Annotated in this window: 14 protein-coding genes; 9 read left to right on the top strand and 5 right to left on the bottom strand. The window is 68.4% G+C overall.

Translation table 11 applies throughout. The features are described from left to right. The first annotated feature begins 8 nt into the window (after positions 1-8). Entirely contained in the window at positions 9-1,112 is a 1,104-nt protein-coding gene (locus ACIBTM_RS08610) for a glycosyltransferase (protein WP_395875919.1), read from the top strand. Here the strand turns inward: ACIBTM_RS08610 and ACIBTM_RS08605 are convergent. Further along, positions 1,109-3,001, bottom strand: a complete 1,893-nt coding sequence (locus ACIBTM_RS08605; protein ID WP_395875918.1) for an FAD/NAD(P)-binding protein — start codon at positions 2,999-3,001, stop codon at positions 1,109-1,111. The two genes, ACIBTM_RS08610 and ACIBTM_RS08605, sit on opposite strands and share 4 nt — an antisense overlap. 123 nt (positions 3,002-3,124) lie before the next feature. Here ACIBTM_RS08605 and ACIBTM_RS08600 point away from each other — a divergent pair, with 123 nt between their 5' ends. The 3 genes from ACIBTM_RS08600 (at position 3,125) to ACIBTM_RS08590 (ending at position 7,455) form a co-directional block, all read left to right on the top strand. Continuing rightward, on the top strand, positions 3,125-4,252 hold the full coding sequence (locus ACIBTM_RS08600; protein WP_395875917.1) for an LLM class flavin-dependent oxidoreductase: 1,128 nt from the start codon (positions 3,125-3,127) through the stop codon (positions 4,250-4,252). 436 nt (positions 4,253-4,688) lie between these two features. Beyond that, on the top strand, positions 4,689-5,942 hold the full coding sequence (locus ACIBTM_RS08595; RefSeq protein WP_395875916.1) for an MFS transporter: 1,254 nt from the start codon (positions 4,689-4,691) through the stop codon (positions 5,940-5,942). A gap of 202 nt (positions 5,943-6,144) precedes the next feature. Next, on the top strand, positions 6,145-7,455 hold the full coding sequence (locus tag ACIBTM_RS08590; RefSeq protein WP_395875915.1) for a GGDEF domain-containing protein: 1,311 nt from the start codon (positions 6,145-6,147) through the stop codon (positions 7,453-7,455). Here ACIBTM_RS08590 and ACIBTM_RS08585 read toward each other — a convergent pair. Continuing rightward, entirely contained in the window at positions 7,452-8,033 is a 582-nt protein-coding gene (locus tag ACIBTM_RS08585) for a TetR/AcrR family transcriptional regulator (protein ID WP_395876763.1), read from the bottom strand. The two genes, ACIBTM_RS08590 and ACIBTM_RS08585, sit on opposite strands and share 4 nt — an antisense overlap. Positions 8,034-8,167: 134 nt before the next feature. Between ACIBTM_RS08585 and ACIBTM_RS08580 the strand changes: the two genes are divergently transcribed. Continuing rightward, entirely contained in the window at positions 8,168-9,394 is a 1,227-nt protein-coding gene (locus ACIBTM_RS08580; RefSeq protein ID WP_395875914.1) for a lipase family protein, read from the top strand. A gap of 68 nt (positions 9,395-9,462) precedes the next feature. On the opposite strand, the gene ACIBTM_RS08575 is transcribed toward ACIBTM_RS08580, so the two are convergent. Then, positions 9,463-9,870 (bottom strand): DUF3151 domain-containing protein, encoded by a 408-nt coding sequence (locus ACIBTM_RS08575; RefSeq protein WP_395875913.1) that lies wholly within the window; start codon positions 9,868-9,870, stop codon positions 9,463-9,465. 395 nt (positions 9,871-10,265) lie between these two features. Between ACIBTM_RS08575 and ACIBTM_RS08570 the strand changes: the two genes are divergently transcribed. Continuing rightward, positions 10,266-11,471, top strand: coding sequence for a hypothetical protein (locus tag ACIBTM_RS08570; RefSeq protein ID WP_395875912.1), 1,206 nt, complete (start codon positions 10,266-10,268; stop codon positions 11,469-11,471). Between the two features lie 94 nt (positions 11,472-11,565). Here ACIBTM_RS08570 and fbaA read toward each other — a convergent pair whose 3' ends face one another. Next, complete coding sequence (gene fbaA, locus ACIBTM_RS08565) at positions 11,566-12,594, bottom strand: class II fructose-bisphosphate aldolase (RefSeq protein ID WP_395875911.1); 1,029 nt, start codon at positions 12,592-12,594, stop codon at positions 11,566-11,568. Positions 12,595-12,677: 83 nt separating this feature from the next. Then, a complete protein-coding gene (locus ACIBTM_RS08560) occupies positions 12,678-13,499 on the bottom strand; it encodes an LLM class F420-dependent oxidoreductase (RefSeq protein WP_395875910.1) in 822 nt (273 codons plus the stop codon). A 50-nt stretch (positions 13,500-13,549) separates the two neighbouring features. Between ACIBTM_RS08560 and ACIBTM_RS08555 the strand changes: the two genes are divergently transcribed. From ACIBTM_RS08555 to ACIBTM_RS08545, 3 genes are all read left to right on the top strand, one after another. Beyond that, on the top strand, positions 13,550-14,461 hold the full coding sequence (locus tag ACIBTM_RS08555; RefSeq protein WP_395875909.1) for an aldo/keto reductase: 912 nt from the start codon (positions 13,550-13,552) through the stop codon (positions 14,459-14,461). A 149-nt stretch (positions 14,462-14,610) separates the two neighbouring features. Further along, entirely contained in the window at positions 14,611-15,501 is an 891-nt protein-coding gene (locus tag ACIBTM_RS08550) for an SDR family oxidoreductase (RefSeq protein WP_395875908.1), read from the top strand. Between the two features lie 6 nt (positions 15,502-15,507). Next, entirely contained in the window at positions 15,508-15,981 is a 474-nt protein-coding gene (locus ACIBTM_RS08545; protein WP_395875907.1) for a pyridoxamine 5'-phosphate oxidase family protein, read from the top strand. Positions 15,982-16,000 lie beyond the last annotated feature (19 nt).

The raw sequence follows: 16,000 nt of genomic DNA, 5'->3' as shown, positions 1-16,000 counted from the left end.
TCGGAAAGGTGCGCATCCTCTTCACGTGTCGCCCGGCCTACGGCCACCTGTACCCGTTGATGCCCTTGGCGATCGCCGCCCGCGACGCCGGGCACGGAGTGGTCTTCGGCACCGGCGCGGCCTTCCTGGACAAGGTCCGCTCGCTCGGCTTCGACGCGCACAAGGTCGGGATCTCGATCCAGGACGCCAGTGACGCAGCCGATGGGGATCCGCTGGAGGCGATCCTCACCACCTTCGCCGAGCTCCTGCCGCGCGCCACGATCGCCGATCTGACGCCGCTGCTCCCGGTGCTCCGGCCGGATCTGGTCGTCTACGAGATGAGCGACGTCGGCGCGTCGGCGGCCGCCCGCCGGGCCGGGATCCCGGTGGTGTCCCACGTGATCGGCCGCTCGATGCCCGCCGAGCTGATGGCCGCCGCGGCGGATCGGTTCGCCCCGCTGTGGGACGGGAAACCGCCGGCGAACCTGATGCTGGGCGACGCCGGGATCGACGTGTGGCCGGACCTCGTCCGCGACCCGGCACTCACCGCGCTGCCGACGGTCTTCCGGCTCCGGCCGGTGCCGTGGAACGAGCCGGGCACGGTGCCGTCGTGGCTCGACGGACGCGACCGGCCCCTCGTCTATCTGACACTGGGCACCGTCGCCTTCGGCGCCACCGGCGTGCTGCGCGCGGCGATCGACGGCCTCGCGCGGCTGCCGGTGGACGTCCTGGTCGCCCGCGGCCCTGGCGACCCCGGCGAATTCGGCGACCTGCCGCCGAACGTCCACATGACCGGGTTCGTACCGCAGTCCGAAGTCCTTCCGCGCGCGGACCTGGTGGTGCACCACGGCGGAACCGGGACCGTGCTCGGCGCGCTTTCGGCGGGCTTGCCGCAACTGGTGCTGCCGCAGGGCGCGGACCAGTTCGTCAACGCGGAAATGCTGGAGACGGCCAACGCCGGGCGAGCACTGACCGGGGACGAGGTGACCGCGGACGCCGTCGAGGAGAGGGCCAAGACCCTCCTCGACGACGCCCGCGTGCGCGAGGTGGCGGCCAAGGCCCGTCACGAGATCGCCGCCATGCCCGCGCCGTCGGAGGTCGTCCGGCGGCTGGAGGAGTTCGCCGCGCGTTAAGTGATCAGTTTCAAGATCTCCCGTGCCACGATGTCGTTCTGCCGGAACGGGAGCGCGTTGGTCCGTGGCCGGGTGAACGCCCCGGCCGACCGCGCCGACGTATGCGGGCCGAGCGCGAACCGGCGCGGATGCGGACGGCCCTCGCCGTCGAGCATCCGGCCGTCGGAGACGCGGGTGTGGATACGGCCGGCGAGCAGTCTGTCGCCGGTGACCGGGTCGAGGACGGCTTCCTCGCCGAGCGCGCCGCTGTCACGCAACTGTCGCAAAAGGACATCGGACGCCCTGGCCACGCTCGGCTCGGGCAACCTTGCCTCGACAAGGGTCCGCGCCTCGGTCTCACCGGGGAAGCTCGCACCGGAAGCGACGAAGGTCCGGCGTTCCTCGTCGGCCGAGACCCGCATTTCGGCACCCAAGAAGGAAACGAGTCCTGCTTCTTGGAGCGCGAGCAGCTCTTCGAGCCGTCGCGGCGGCGGACCGCTGGCGAAATAGGAGAAGAAGCCGAGGAACCAGCCGTCCAAATCGGACAGTTGGGATACCGCGTCGAGCCGTCCGGTCTGCACCAGCGCGGGAAGCTGCCCCATCACGGAAAGCAGTGCCATGAACGCGCCCAGATCCGCGCTGTACTCGGCGTCCGCCCTGCGACTCAAGTCCGCTTCGATGTACTCGCGCAGCTCCTTGCCGTACTCCTCGGCGGTGCCGAATTCCGCTCCCGCCATCGGCCGGTCGAGCCTGGCGAGATCGAGCCGGTCGTCCGGCGCCGGAACCGCCCGCGCCACCAGCGCGTCGAGCGCGCCGGGCGCGGCGTCCGCGAAAGCGTCGGCGAAGACGGCGAAATCCATCCGCACCCGCTCGGGATGAGCGGTGAACAGTTCGCTGTAGTAGGCCCACGCGATCTCCTTCGAGATCAACGGCCAGACGTCGCGGCGGAAGTCGATCCGGCCGGGCACCTCGCAGAGCTTCCCGATCGCGTAGGCGTCGAAGAATTTGGGCAACCGCAAAGGTTTCCCACGTAGCCGGTAGCCGATCTTCGAGTGGTACGGCACACCGCGACGCGAACCGACGTGCAACATGGGTTCGGCACCGCTGGGGTGGTACTTCAGCCCACCGCACGCCTGCTCTTCGAACCGGCCACCGCGGCCTTCGGTCAGCAGCAGCATCAGATCGACGAACGCGAGGCCGAATCCGCGCACCAGCACGGTTTCCCCCGGCCCGATCGCCGAGTAGTCGACGTCGGCGGTGTAGCCGGCCGGGTAGTAGGCGAGGTCGTGCCGGGCGGCGAAGCCGGCGAGTTCGGTTTCGCGTTCGTCCGGTTCCGCGTCGAGATGCCCGACGGTGAACAGGACCGCGTCCACGGCGAGGGGTTCGGCCCGGTCTTCCAGCCAGAGCGACTGCGGATCTCCGTCGTCCAGCCGCACCGCGCGGGTCCGGTGCTCGACGACCTCGATCCCGGCAGGCAGCCCGGCGCGTACCTCGCGGTGGAACCAGGCGAGGTACGCGCTCTGCAGCCGTCGCGTGGGGAAGTGATCGCTTTGCAGTGCCTCCAGTTCGGCGCGCAGGCTCTCGTCGACCTCGGCGCCGAGCTCGCCCGCACGGACCAGCCGCGCCCACTCGATCAGCGAAGGTCCCGGGCGGATCGGCCCGTCGATCTCCACGGTGTCGTCGGTGAACACGGTGACGTCCTCGGGCATGGAGTTCATCCGCAGCAACGGTGACTGCTCGTAGCGCCAGACCCGCCCCGCTCCGGCGGGGAAGGGATCGACGAGATGCACCACCAGCCGCCGCCCGCCGAGGAGCTCGGCGGCGTTGGCGCCGAGCCGTTCGAGCACGCCCACCCCACGTGGACCGGCGCCGACCACCGCGAGCACGTAGGGAAGGTCTGCGGTACTCACGAAGCCGAAGCTACGCCGGGACTCCGGACCGTGTGCGGGTTCTCAAGGAGCGGAACCCGTTGCCACGGCGAGGAACCGGCGCGTACTCGTCGAACAGGGGGACACGGACGAGAGGGACGGACGATGCCGGTCGAATTCCTGGGTATCGGAGGCACCAACGACGGTTCGGAGACACATCCGCGCTCGGGTGGCGTCTTCGACAAGGACTACACACTGCGTCTCGCCCGGGCGCACGAGGAGTTCGGCTGGGACCGGGTGCTGTTCGCGTACGGCTCCAGCGGGCCGGATCCGGCGCAGGCGGCCGCGTACGTCGCGGCGAAGCTCGACAAGCTCCAGATCCTGCTGGCGCACCGGCCGAACGTCTCGTACCCGACCTTCGCGGCGAAGACGTTCGCCACGCTGGACCAGCTCTCGGACGGGAAGCTCACGGTCCACTTCATCACCGGCGGCAGCGATCACGAGCAGCAGCGCGAAGGCGACTACCTCACCAAGGACGAGCGCTACTCACGTACGCGCGAGTACATCCAGATCGTGAAGCGGGCTTGGACGTCCGAAGAACCTTTCGACCACGAAGGCGAGCACTACCGCTTCGCCGACTTCGTCCTCGACGTCCGGCCTGTGCAACAGCCACGCCCTGACGTCTCGTTCGGCGGCTCGTCTCCGGCGGCGTACGCGGCGGGCGGGGCGGAAGCGGACATCTTCTGCCTCTGGGGCGAGCCCCTCGCGCAAACGGCCGAGCAGATCGAGTCCGTCAAGGCCGCGGCGAAGGCCGCCGGGCGGACCGACGTCCCGCGCATCCAGGTCGCCTTCCGCCCGATCATCGCGCCGACCGAGGAACTCGCCTGGGAGAAGGCGTATCGCACGGTCGACGCGATCAAGGCCAGGACTGGAGTCAAGCAGCTGACCCGGCGGCATTCGCTCACGAACCCGGAGAACACCGGCTCGCAGCGGCTCCTCGCGGTCGCCGCCGAGGGCGAACGGTTCGACCGGGCGCTGTGGACCCCGACGGCGGCCGCGACCGGCGGTGCCGGCAACTCCAACGCCCTGGTCGGCACGCCCGAAACCGTCGCGCAGGCCCTGCTCGACTACTACGACCTCGGCGTCGACATCCTCTCCGCCCGCGGCTACGACATGCTCGGCGACACGATCGACTTCGGCCGTCACGTCATCCCGATCGTGCGGGAAGAGGTCGCCAAACGCGACGCGGCGAAGGCGGCTTCGGCGCGCGAGGTACTCGCCGTCGACGGCTGAGCCGTTCACTCCACCGAATGGCCGATCGGTCATCCATTCGGCGGTCGACGTCGGCGGCCCTGATCGCTCCGGCCGTCGCGGAGCGGAGTCGAAGCGGGTTCGGGCGGAGGCGGCGCGGCGTCCGCGCGACCCGTCGCCGCGGCGCGACCTCCCCGGCCCGGGTGACGCCGTCCCGCCCGCCTTTCTCCCGGCGAAAAATCCTCAACGACCTAAAACCGCTGGTCTGTACCGCGATTCCGGTCACCGGGACATCTTCGCGGACGGCCGTTCATCCACGAAAAAGATCTCCAACTCCAGAAACCCGGCGAAAGAACCTAGCCAATCACCAACAGTCAGGAGACACTTACGTGAACGAATGACGCTTCGTGACGAGCTCGTGACCGCGTTACTCTCGGTCACGAGTTTCTCGCGTAATAAGGACCCTATTGGGGGCAACATGGCTTCGGCCGGACGGGTCACTTACCGAGAGGTGTTCGGTGTAGCCGAGTTCCGTTCGCTCTGGTTCGCCGAGCTGTTCTCGATCTTCGGTGATCAACTCGCCAGGGTCGCCCTCTCCGTCCTCGTCTTCACCGAAACCCGCTCCGCGACCCTGACCGGTCTCACCTACGCGCTGACCTACGCCCCGTCGCTGCTCGGCGGCATCTTCCTCACCGGCTTCGCGGACCGGTTCCCCCGGCGGACCGTGATGGTGGTCGTCGACCTGCTGCGGGCCCTGCTGATCGCGCTGGTCGCGGTGCCGGTACTGCCGTTCTGGGTCCTGTGCGTCCTCGTCGGCGGCGTCTCGCTGCTGAACCCGCCGTTCAAGGCGGCCCAGCTGGCCTTGCTGCCGCAGATCCTCGAAGGCGACCGGTTCGTCGTCGGCATGGCGATCCGCAGTATGACCGTCCAATCGGCGCAGCTGGCGGGATTCGCCGGCGGCGGTCTCCTGCTGACCGCGCTCGAACCCCATATCGCCCTCGCGCTGGACGCGGTCACCTTCGTGGTCTCGGCGCTGTTCGTCCGGTTCGGGCTGAAGTCGCGTCCGGCCGCGGCGTCCGGTGAGAAGCGCAAGTCGTTCTTCGCGTCGATCGGCTCGGGCGGCAAGATCGTCTTCGCGAGTTCCGGGCTGCGCTCGTTGCTGCTGTTCACCTGGCTGATGGGCCTGCTGCCGGTGTACGAGGGCATCGCGGCGCCCTACGTCGCCTCGTCGGGCGGCGGGCCCGAGATCATCGGTCTGCTACTGGCCGCCGACCCGATCGGCAGTGTGATCGGCGCGTTCATCTATTCGCGCTGGGTGCCGGCGCACGTCAGACCGAAACTGATCGGGCCGCTTTCGGCGCTGACGGCGCTCCCGCTGCTGCTGTGCTTCCTGCAGCCGGGTCCGTGGGCGTCGATCGTGTTGTTCGTGTTCTGCGGCGGCTTCGGGACGGTGGCGCTGATGCAGGCGACCGCGTCGCTGACGCTGGCCGTGCCGGACGAGAGCCGGGCACAGGTCATGGGGCTGTCGAACACCGGATTGACCACGACGATGGGAGTGAGTCCCCTGATCGGCGGCATCCTGGCGGATCAGGTCGGTCCTCAGTCGACCGTCGGCGTCTTCGGGCTTGCGGGATTGGCGCTGACCGTCCCGCTCGCGTTGAGCTGGTTCCGGACGCTCAGCCGCGACCCGGAACGGTGGCAGGAAAAAGACGCCGCACGCGCAGAACATTGAGGTGTTCCACGCGCCGGCCCGATCGCGCGGACGTCTGGCGCGCGCCCCAGTTCACTGATCCCTACCGGCCATCGCTGGCACCTTTCCCTCGACCTCTCAGAGAAAAGTACACACCTAGGGAGCTTGTCGACAGCCCGCAAGTCGGTAGAAGCTGTCCGTAAGTAGGGGGTTTCGGAGAATGACGCAAGAGTCAGGGGGAAAGATGATCACATCGGAGGAACGCGCTGGACATCGTTCGGCTCTCACGGTAACGACGTGGGAGCTGTGGAAGAGGCCTCGACACTGGATCGCCTACACCGGGCTGTCCGTCGCGACGATGCTGGCACTGACGGGGGTCTTCGCCGCATCGATCACCATCACGTCTTCGCAGGTCTTGCTGTGTTTCCTGCTCGCGGGGCTCGCCATCGCGCACACCGAGGCGACCCGCCGGATCGAGCGCCAGCGGCGCAGCATGAGCGTCACCCCGCATATCAACATGACCTCGGTCTGGGTCCTGCCCGGCGCGATCCTGCTTCCGCCGCAGTTGACCGCGCTTCTCGTAACCGTGATCTATCTTCACCTCGGATACCGCAGTTGGGCAGGCCTTCGCACGGTCAACCCCCATCGAACTGTGGCGAACGCCACATCGATGACGCTGACCGCGTTCGCCGCCTGGGCGGCCGTGCAGATCGTCGGCGCCGACGCGGCGTCGGTGACGTCGATCTGCGCCGCCAGCCTCGCCTTCTTCCTGATGAACGCCGTCTTCACCGGTACCGGCCTGTACTTCGCGGCACCCAAGAAGGCGACCGTCCAAACGCTCCTCGGCTCGTGGGACGACAACATCCTCGAAGCCTCGACGGTCTGCATCGGCGCGCTCGTGCTCGCCGTCCTGCCGCATCAGCCGGTGCTGGTGCTGCTCGTCTTCCTGCCGCTGTACCTGCTGCAGCGTTCCGTGCTGATCAAGCAGCTCGAAGAACTCGCGACCACCGACCAGAAGACCCAGCTGCTCAACGCCACGACCTGGCAGCAGGGCGCCGTCCGCGAGGTCTCCCGCGCCGAGCGCGAGAACGGCCAGTTCGGCGCGCTGATGATCGACCTCGACCACTTCAAGAGCATCAACGACACCTACGGCCACCTGGCGGGCGACGACGTGCTCAAGGGCGTCGCGGCGCTGGTCAAGGCCGAAACCCGGACGCAGGACCTCGCCGGCCGCTTCGGCGGTGAGGAGTTCGTCGTACTCCTGACCTCGTCTTCGAAGCAGGAATCCGTCGCGGTCGCCGAGCGGATCCGGCAGCGGATCAGCGAAATGGTCATCAAGACCCAGGACAACGAGGGCAACGCCGTGGTCATCGAGCAGCGGACGGCGTCGGTCGGCGTCGCGACGTTCCCGCTCGACGGCCGGACGATCGACGAGGTCATGGCCTCGGCCGACGCCTCCGTCTACGCGGCGAAACGCAACGGCCGCAACCGCGTCGTCTCGTCACCGGATCTCGCTTCGGTCGCCGAAGCAACCCTGGAGGCCGTCGCGGCCTAGCGCAGTCTCTCCATCACGTCGGCGGCCGCGGTCCGGAGGCGGACGACGCCGCCGACGGTGAATTCGGTGAGCAGGTCGATGAGCGCGTCCGCGTCGGGTGGCTCACCGTCCCAGCTCGCCTGGACGAGCGCCTCGGTCATCGCGAAGAACAGCGTGACCAGTGCCCTGTCCGCGCGGCCGGAGTCGACGCCGTGGCGTGCCCAGCGCTGACGGCTCGCCTCGGTGTAGACGCCCGCCAGGCGTTCCCGAAGGCGGGTGAGGGCCGGATCGCCCATGCGCTCCGCTTCGCGCAGGACGGGGAACGCGTCGGGGTTCGCCGCGACGAAGGCGAACATGTTGGCGTAGTTGGCGCGGGCCCAGGACCGGAGTTCGGGCTGCGAGAGGTCGAGGGCGGGCGCGCCGATCGCCTCGAAGGCGCGTTCCTCGACGTCCGCGACGACCTGGGCGAACAACGTCGCGCGATCGCCGAACTGCTCGTAGACGGCCTGACGGGACACCCCCGCGCGCCGGGCGATCTGCTCGATCGTCGCGGCCTGCGCGCCGTGCACCGCGAACACGCCGGCGGCCGAACCCAGCACCCGCGCGCGTTGCTCGCCGACCGGGAGTTTGCGGGGTCTCCCTCGCGGCGCCGGACTTGACATTGTGCGCCACCTCACTGACTCTCTTTTTCGACACATCTGTCGAAAATGTTTGTGCTCAACGAGGAGCAGACATGCGTCCAGGATCCCGGCGCGGAGTGTCCGCCGCCGTCTCAGCGGCCACCATCGCGGCCTTGCTGACCTTCGGGGCACAGCAGGCCGGCGCCGCCCCGTCCTTCTACGATCCCCCGTCGCCGCTGCCCGCGGGTGCTCCCGGCGACATCATCCGGCACGAGCCGTCCACCTTCTACGTCGATCCCGTGAAACTCGTCAAGGCCGACGCGGACGTCCAGCGGATCATGTACCGCAGCACCGACACCCATGGCCAGGCCAACGCCGTGACCGGCACCGTCCTGACCCCGAAGAAGCCGTGGACCGGCGCGGGCGAGCGGCCGGTCGTCGGGTACGCGGCCGGGACTCAGGGCGTCGGCGACCAGTGTGCGCCCTCGAAAGCCCTCTCGGCGGGCATGGAGTACGAAGGCCCCTTCATCGCCGGGCTGCTGCTTCGCGGCTACGGCGTCGTCGTCACCGACTACGAAGGCCTCGGCACTCCCGGCGTCCACACGTACGTCAACCGCGTCGCCGAGGGCAACGCCGTCCTCGACTCGATCCGCGCGGCGCAGCGCCTGCCCGAAGCGAACCTGCCGGACAACGGTCCGGTCGCGACCGCGGGTTACTCGCAGGGCGGCGGAGCGTCGGCGTCGGCCGCCGAACTGCAGCCGTCGTACGCGCCCGAACTCAAGCTGAAGGGCTCGTACGCGGGCGCCGTCCCGGCCGACCTGGCCGAAGTCGGCAAGAACATCGACGGGCACTACGCCTTCGGCTTCCTCGGATTCACGCTGGTCAGCATGGACGCGGCGTACCCGGAGCTGAACATCCCGTCCCTGCTGAACGCGAAGGGCGCCGAAGCGTTCGAGAAGGTCAAGCAGGAGTGCACTGTGGACGCGATCTTCGCGCACGCGTTCACGCAGTCGAAGGACCTGACGAAGGACGGCAGGCCGCTGACCGCGTATCTCGGCGAAGAGCCGTACAAGACGCGAGTCGGCGAGCAGCTCATCGGTGCTCGTAAGCCGGGCGTGCCGACGTTGGTCGTCCACAGTGCTCTCGACGACATCGTCCCCTACGCGCAGGGGCGGACCATGGCGCGCTCTTGGTGCGAGAAGGGCGCGAAGGTGCAGTTCTCGACTTCGCTGGTCCCGACGCACGTCGGCGGAGCGATCCGGGCCTTCCCGGAGGCTTTCGCTTGGCTTGAGGGACGCTTCGCGGGGCTGCCGGCCTTCGGGAACTGCGGGCTGTTCTAGGGGTCACCTGGTGCTATGAACGGTCCGTTCCTTGCAAATTTCGCAAGGAACGGACCGTTCATAGCGCGCTACTTGAGGCCGGTGGCTTCCGCGGCGGCGGGGTCCGAGTCGCTCAGGAAGGTCTTGCAGCGGTCGTGCTCCTCGGTCTCGCCGATCTTGCCGGCGGCCTTGCCGAGGACGGCGAGGGCACGCAGGAAACCCTGGTTCGGGCGGTGCGACCACGGCACCGGCCCGTGTCCCTTCCAACCCGCGCGGCGAAGCTGGTCGAGGCCGCGGTGGTAGCCGGTGCGGGCGTACGCGTACGCGGCGACGGTCTCGCCGGCGTCGAGCGCCTTCTCGGCGAGGGCGGCCCAAGCCTCGCTGTAGTCAGGGTGCTCGGCGGCGACGGCGGCCGGATCGGTCCCGGCGTCCAGCGCCGCCTGCGCGGCGGTGTGCTCGGGGAGATGCGTCGGCTGGGGGCCGAGGAGGTTCGTCATACGGGCCATTGTGCCGACCCGTCTCCCCAAGGGCGCCCCGCGCCCGACGGAGACTTCACATCGCGCGCCCTCTGTCGGCCGAAGGCCACGAAAGTTCGATGAAGGGGCGCATCTCGGATCACGCGACCATCGTCGGAGAACGGCGCCCCTTCGGCGAGCTTTCGTCAGCGCGCGATCAGCAGCGCTGTGACTAGAAGAACAGGCTCCCGAGAATGCCCCCACCGGCCAGCACCAGAGCGGCGACGAGGACCGCCGCGACAAGTCGTTTCGGCATCATGGCGGCACACCTTGCCCTGCTTCGCACGCCGATCGCAAATCCACCACCCCTACGGGTGAACCCCGATTTTCGACCCCAAATGCCCATCCCGTGATCTGGAGCAGGGAAGATGACCCGCATGACAAAGGCGACAGAAGTGACCGGGGACCTTTCGCCGGGTGTCATCCCCCGCAGCCCGATCGCGAAGACGAGGCTGTTCTTCAAACTCCATTGGCACCGCGGCGCGCCGGGACAGGCGACGCCGGACTGGGTGCTGAAGTTCTGCTACTCGATGTGGCTGGCCGCGTTCGCCTTCAAACTGGTGGGCTCGTCCTGGGACATGTCGTGGCATTTCATGTGGCTGCGCGACGACCTCGCCCCGCCGCATCTGATCAACACCGTCGGCACGGTGATCATCATGGTGCTGGTGGCGATCCACAGTTACACCGGCATGGGCGCCGACCGGCGTTCGCTGCGGCTGATGCAGATCGGGCTCGTGGTGTTCCTCATCGCGGCGCCGCTGGACGTCATCAACCACCGCGTCAACGGTCTCGACCTGACCGCGTGGAGCCCGTCGCACATGATGCTCTACATCGGAACGGGCATCATGCAGGCCGGCGTGATCATGGGCTGGCTCAAGTACGCCAAGCCCGGCCGCCTGCGCACCGGTGTCCTGATCGGACTGTGGGCCTTCTTCCTGGAGAACACGTTCTTCCCGAACGGTCAGCAGGAGTACGGCATCCTCGGCCTGCGCGCCTGGGAGCGCGGCACGCCCGAGGCCGAACCCGAGCTGCTGAACTTCGCCGCCGACCAGATCGGGCATCCGGTCGACCGGGTGGCCGTCGAGTACTTCACGATGCCGATCGACGACTGGGTGTACCCGCTGTGGGGTATCGGCGTGATGGCGCTGATCTTCGCGCTGGCGCGGCACACGACCGGCTTCCGCTGGGCGGGCACGACGGTCGCCGCCGCGTACCTCGCGTACCGGCTGGTGATGTGGCCGCTGCTGCTCGGGATGGGCTTCCCGGTCTCGGTCGTGCCGTTCTATCTGCTGGCCGTCGGTCTCGCCGTCGACCTGGCGTTCCGCATCGGCCGGGGGCATCCGATGCTGACGGCGGGCGCGGGCGCGCTGCTGGTGACCGCTTTCGGCTACGGGATGCTGTGGGTGCAGTCGCAGTTCCGGCCGTGGATCCTCGGCGACGCGCACACGGAGTCGGCGCCGCCGGTGGCCTACTGGACGGCCGTGGTCTGCCTGGCCGGGGTCGGCGTGCTGTGGGCCGCCGCCGGGCCGGGGACGCGGGCGATGAACTCGGTGCTGGAGAAGCGTCGCGCACGCGCCGCCTGAGGCTCCAAGTACGTGAAGGCCCCCTTCACTGCGTCTAGCGCAGTGAAGGGGGCCTTCACGTACTTCCGCATTCAGAGGACTAAATGCGGGAAGGTCAGAGCTTCTTGCCGGCCGACCCCAGCGACTGGGCCGCCTCGACGACGCGCGTGGCCATGGCGGCCTCGGCGGCCTTCAGGTAGCTACGCGGGTCGTAGACCTTCTTGTTGCCGACCTCGCCGTCGATCTTCAGGACGCCGTCGTAGTTCTTGAAGAAGTGGTCCGCGATGGGCCGGGTGAAGGCGTACTGCGTGTCGGTGTCGACGTTCATCTTCACGACGCCGTAGGACACCGCCTCGCGGATCTCCTCGGGCAGCGAGCCCGAACCACCGTGGAAGACCAGCTCGAACGGCTTCGAACCGGCCGGGAGGCCGAGCTTCTTCGACGCCGCCTCCTGGCCGCCCTTGAGCACGTCCGGGCGCAGCTTCACGTTGCCGGGCTTGTAGACGCCGTGCACGTTGCCGAAGGTCGCGGCCAGCAGGTAGCGGCCGTTCTCGCCGGAGCCGAGCGCGTCGATCGTCTTCAGGAAGTCGCCCTCGGCGGTGTACAGCTTCTCGTTGATCTCGGCTTCGACGCCGTCTTCCTCGCCGCCGACGACGCCGATCTCGACCTCGAGGATGATGTTCGCGGCCGCGGCCTTGGCGAGCAGCTCCTGCGCGATCTCGAGGTTCTCGTCGAGGTCGATCGCGGAACCGTCCCACATGTGGCTCTGGAACAGCGGGTTCTGGCCGTTCTTGACCCGCTCCGCGGAGATCTCGATCAGCGGGCGGACGAAGCCGTCGAGCTTGTCCTTCGGGCAGTGGTCGGTGTGCAGCGCGACGTTCACGTCGTACTTGGCGGCGACGACCTGGGCGAACTCGGCCAGCGCGACCGAACCGGTCACCATGTCCTTGACCTTCTGGCCGGACGCGAACTCCGCGCCGCCGGTGGAGAACTGGATGATCCCGTCGCTCTCCGCCTCGGCGAACCCGCGGATGGCGGCGTTCAGGGTCTCCGACGAGGTCACGTTGATGGCCGGGTAGGCGAATTCGTTCGCCTTCGCCCGGTCGAGCATCTCCGCGTAGACCTCGGGGGTGGCGATGGGCATCGTTTACTCCTCCTCGAAGCAGGCTGGTGCACCTCTCGGCCGCATCGTACGAGGTCGGCCGGGAGGTGCCTACAGCCGTCGCGTCAGAGGAGTACCGCGGCGAGCGCCCGATAGACCGGCAGGGGGTCGGAGTTCAGTACCTGGATGTTGACGTGGTCCGCCCCGGCTTCGATATGCGCGGTGACGCCGCGGGCGACCGTCTCGGCGTCGCCGTGGACCGCCAGCGCGTCGACCAGCTTGTCGCTGCCCTCGCCTGCCAGGTCTTCGTCGGTGAAACCGAGTTTCCGCAGGGAGTTCGTGTAGTTGACGAGGCCGAGGTAGAACTTGACGCTCGGCCGCCCGATCTCGCGGGCCTTCACCGGATCGGCCTCGAGGACGACCTTCTGCTCGGGCGCGAGCAGCGGTCCTTCGCCGAGGATCTCGCGTGCCTGGCGGGTGTGCTCGGGCGTCATCAGGTACGGGTGGGCTCCCGCCGTGCGGTCTCCTGCGAGTTTGATCACCTTCGGGCCGAGGGCGGCGAGAACGCGGTTTTCGACGGGCACCCCGGCGGCGTCGAGAACGTCGAGGTACTCGACCAGCGCCGCGTACGGCTTCTTGAACTCGGCGGTGTGCTCCCGGTGCCCGGCACCGATGCCGAGCAGGAAGCGGCCCGGGTGCTTCGCTTCGATCCGCTTGTACGACTCGGCGACCGTGGCCGCGTCGTCCTTCCAGATGTTGACGATGCCGGTGGCGACCTTGATCGTCTTCGTGGCGTCGAGGAGTTCCTCCGCCTTGACGAGGTCGCCCGACGGTGAGCCGCCGATCCATATGGCGCCGTAACCGAGTTCCTCCACCTCACGCGCGAGCTCCGGGGTGAGCACGCCTTCGAGCTGCCAGATGCCGATCCTGCCGAGTTCGATTCCCATGTTCCGAGCCAACACCACAGGCGTGCGATGTCTTCCCTTATGTTCGAACCATGGCGAAACTCGGGAATACCGACCTCGACGTCCATGGGATCAACCTCGGCGGCAACGTCTTCGGCTGGACCGCGGACAAGGAGCAGTCCTTCGCCGTCCTCGACGCCTACACGGCGGCGGGCGGCAACTTCATCGACACCGCCGACCTCTATTCGGGTGGCGGTTCCGAGACGATCATCGGCGACTGGCTGACCGAACGCGGCCGCCGCGACGACGTCGTCATCGCGACCAAGACCGGCATGTGGGACCAGCGCAAGGGGCTGTCGGCGGCGAACATCGCGGCGGCGGCCGAAGACTCGCTACGACGGCTCCGGACCGATCACATCGACCTCTACTACGCGCACATCGACGATCCGGACACCCCGATCGAGGAGACGCTGCGGGCCTTCGACGCGCTCGTGCGCGCGGGCAAGGTGCGCTACGTCGCGGCGTCGAACTACTCCGCCGAACGACTGAGCGAAGCACTGTCCATTTCGGACCGCGAGGGGCTGGCGAAGTACGTCGCGCTGCAGCCGCACTACAACCTCGTCGAGCGGGACTACGAGCAGGACCTGGCACCGACGGTCGAGCGGGAAGGCCTGACCACGCTGCCGTATTTCTCGCTGGCCAAGGGTTTCCTCGCCGGAAAGTACCGGTCGAAGGACGATATCGGGGACAGCCCGCGCGCCGCCCGCGCTTCGTCCTATTTGGACGAACGGGGTGAGCGGGTGCTCGCGGCGCTCGACGGGATCGCGGCCTCGCGCGGCGTCCCGGTCGCCGCGGTGTCGCTCGCCTGGCTGTTCGCCCAGCCCACCGTCACCGCGCCCATCGCGAGCGCCCGCTCGGTCGAGCAGCTGAACGACCTCCTGCCCGCCGCCGACCTCGCGCTGACCGCCGAAGAGGTCGGCGCCCTCACCGCCGCCTCGCGCTGACCACCCCCGCGTTTCGTCCTCTGAATGCTGTAGTTGGCACCACGAACTACCGCATCGAGAGGGCGGAACGCGGACTTACTTGCGGGTAGCTTACTCCGGGTAGGTTGAGGTACCGTCCGAAAGCCGTAGGGCTCGGACGAGGAGGCAACGTGGCCAAGAACAGCGTGAACGGCAAGGTCGTCCTGATCACCGGCGCCGCGAGGGGCATCGGCGCGGGGCTCGCCGAGCGCCTGGCCGCGCAGGGCGCGAAGGTCGCCTTGGTCGGCATCGAAGCCAAGGAACAGCAGGCGGTCGCCGACAAGATCGGGCCCACCGCACATGCCTGGGAAGCCGACGTCACCAGCTGGGACGACCTCGAACGCGCCACCGCGGGCGTCGTCGAGCACTTCGGCGGGATCGACATCGTCATCGCGAACGCCGGCATCGCGACCTCCGGTTTCGTCCGGTCGGTGGATCCGGCCGCCTTCGAGAAGGTCATCGAGGTCGACCTCCTGGGCGTTTGGCGCACCTTCCGCGTCACCCTTCCGCATGTCATCGACCGCAAGGGCTACCTGCTGGCGATCTCCTCGCTGGCCGCGATCACCCACGCGCCCGGCATGGCCAACTACGCCGCCGCGAAGGCGGGCGTCGAGGCGTTCTGCAACAGCTTCCGGGCCGAAGTCGCCCACCTCGGCGTGAAGGTCGGCGTCGCGCACCCCACCTGGATCCGCACCGACCTCGTCGAGAGCGCCGACCAGCACCCCGTCTTCGGCAAGCTCCGCGCCGGTATGCCCGGCCTGCTCGGCAAGACCTACCCGCTGTCGGTCGCCCTCGACCACCTCCAGGCCGGGGTCAACAAACGCGCCCGCACCGTGCACGTGCCCCGCTGGGTCGGCGGGCTGAAGCTGATCCGCGCGTTCCTGCCGCCGATCATCGAGATCGGCGCGAAGGGCCGGATCAAGAAGGCCGACGCCGCCGCGCTCATGGACATCAAGGAGCGCGGGGCGTACGAATCTTCAGTGACCGGCCAGGCAGGCCGGGCCGCCACACGAAAGGGCTGACAACGTATGTCCCGTCGCGACCAGATCCGCATGTCACCTGACGAACTCGCCGCCTACCTCGACGAGCAGAAGGTCATCAACGTCGCGACGATCGGCCCGAACGGCCGCCCGCATCTGGCGCCCCTCTGGTACTACCCGCACGAGTCCGGCGTCGCGACCTGGACCTACGGCACGTCGCAGAAGGCGAAGAACCTGGAGCGAGACCCCCGCGCCACCGTGCTCATCGAGGACGGCGAGAGCTACGAGAAGCTGCGCGGGGTCTCCCTCGAAGCCGACGTCGAGGTCGTCACCGATACGGCCGCGGTCACCCAGATGGGTATCAGCCTCATGCAGCGATACGCGGGCGCGAAGCCCGGGGACCCGGTACCCGACGAGCTCTCCGGCTTCATCGGCAAGCAGGCCCCGAAGCGGATCGGGCTGATCTTCCGGCCCACCAAGATCGTGAGCTGGGACCACACGAAGCTCGGCGGTACGTACTGATGGGTAGGTAGTACTAGCA

This window comes from Amycolatopsis sp. NPDC049868 (genome assembly GCF_044461365.1).
Lineage (GTDB): Bacteria > Actinomycetota > Actinomycetes > Mycobacteriales > Pseudonocardiaceae > Amycolatopsis.
Note: the sequence above shows the minus strand (reverse complement) of the source record. Positions and strands in the feature narration are given on the sequence as shown.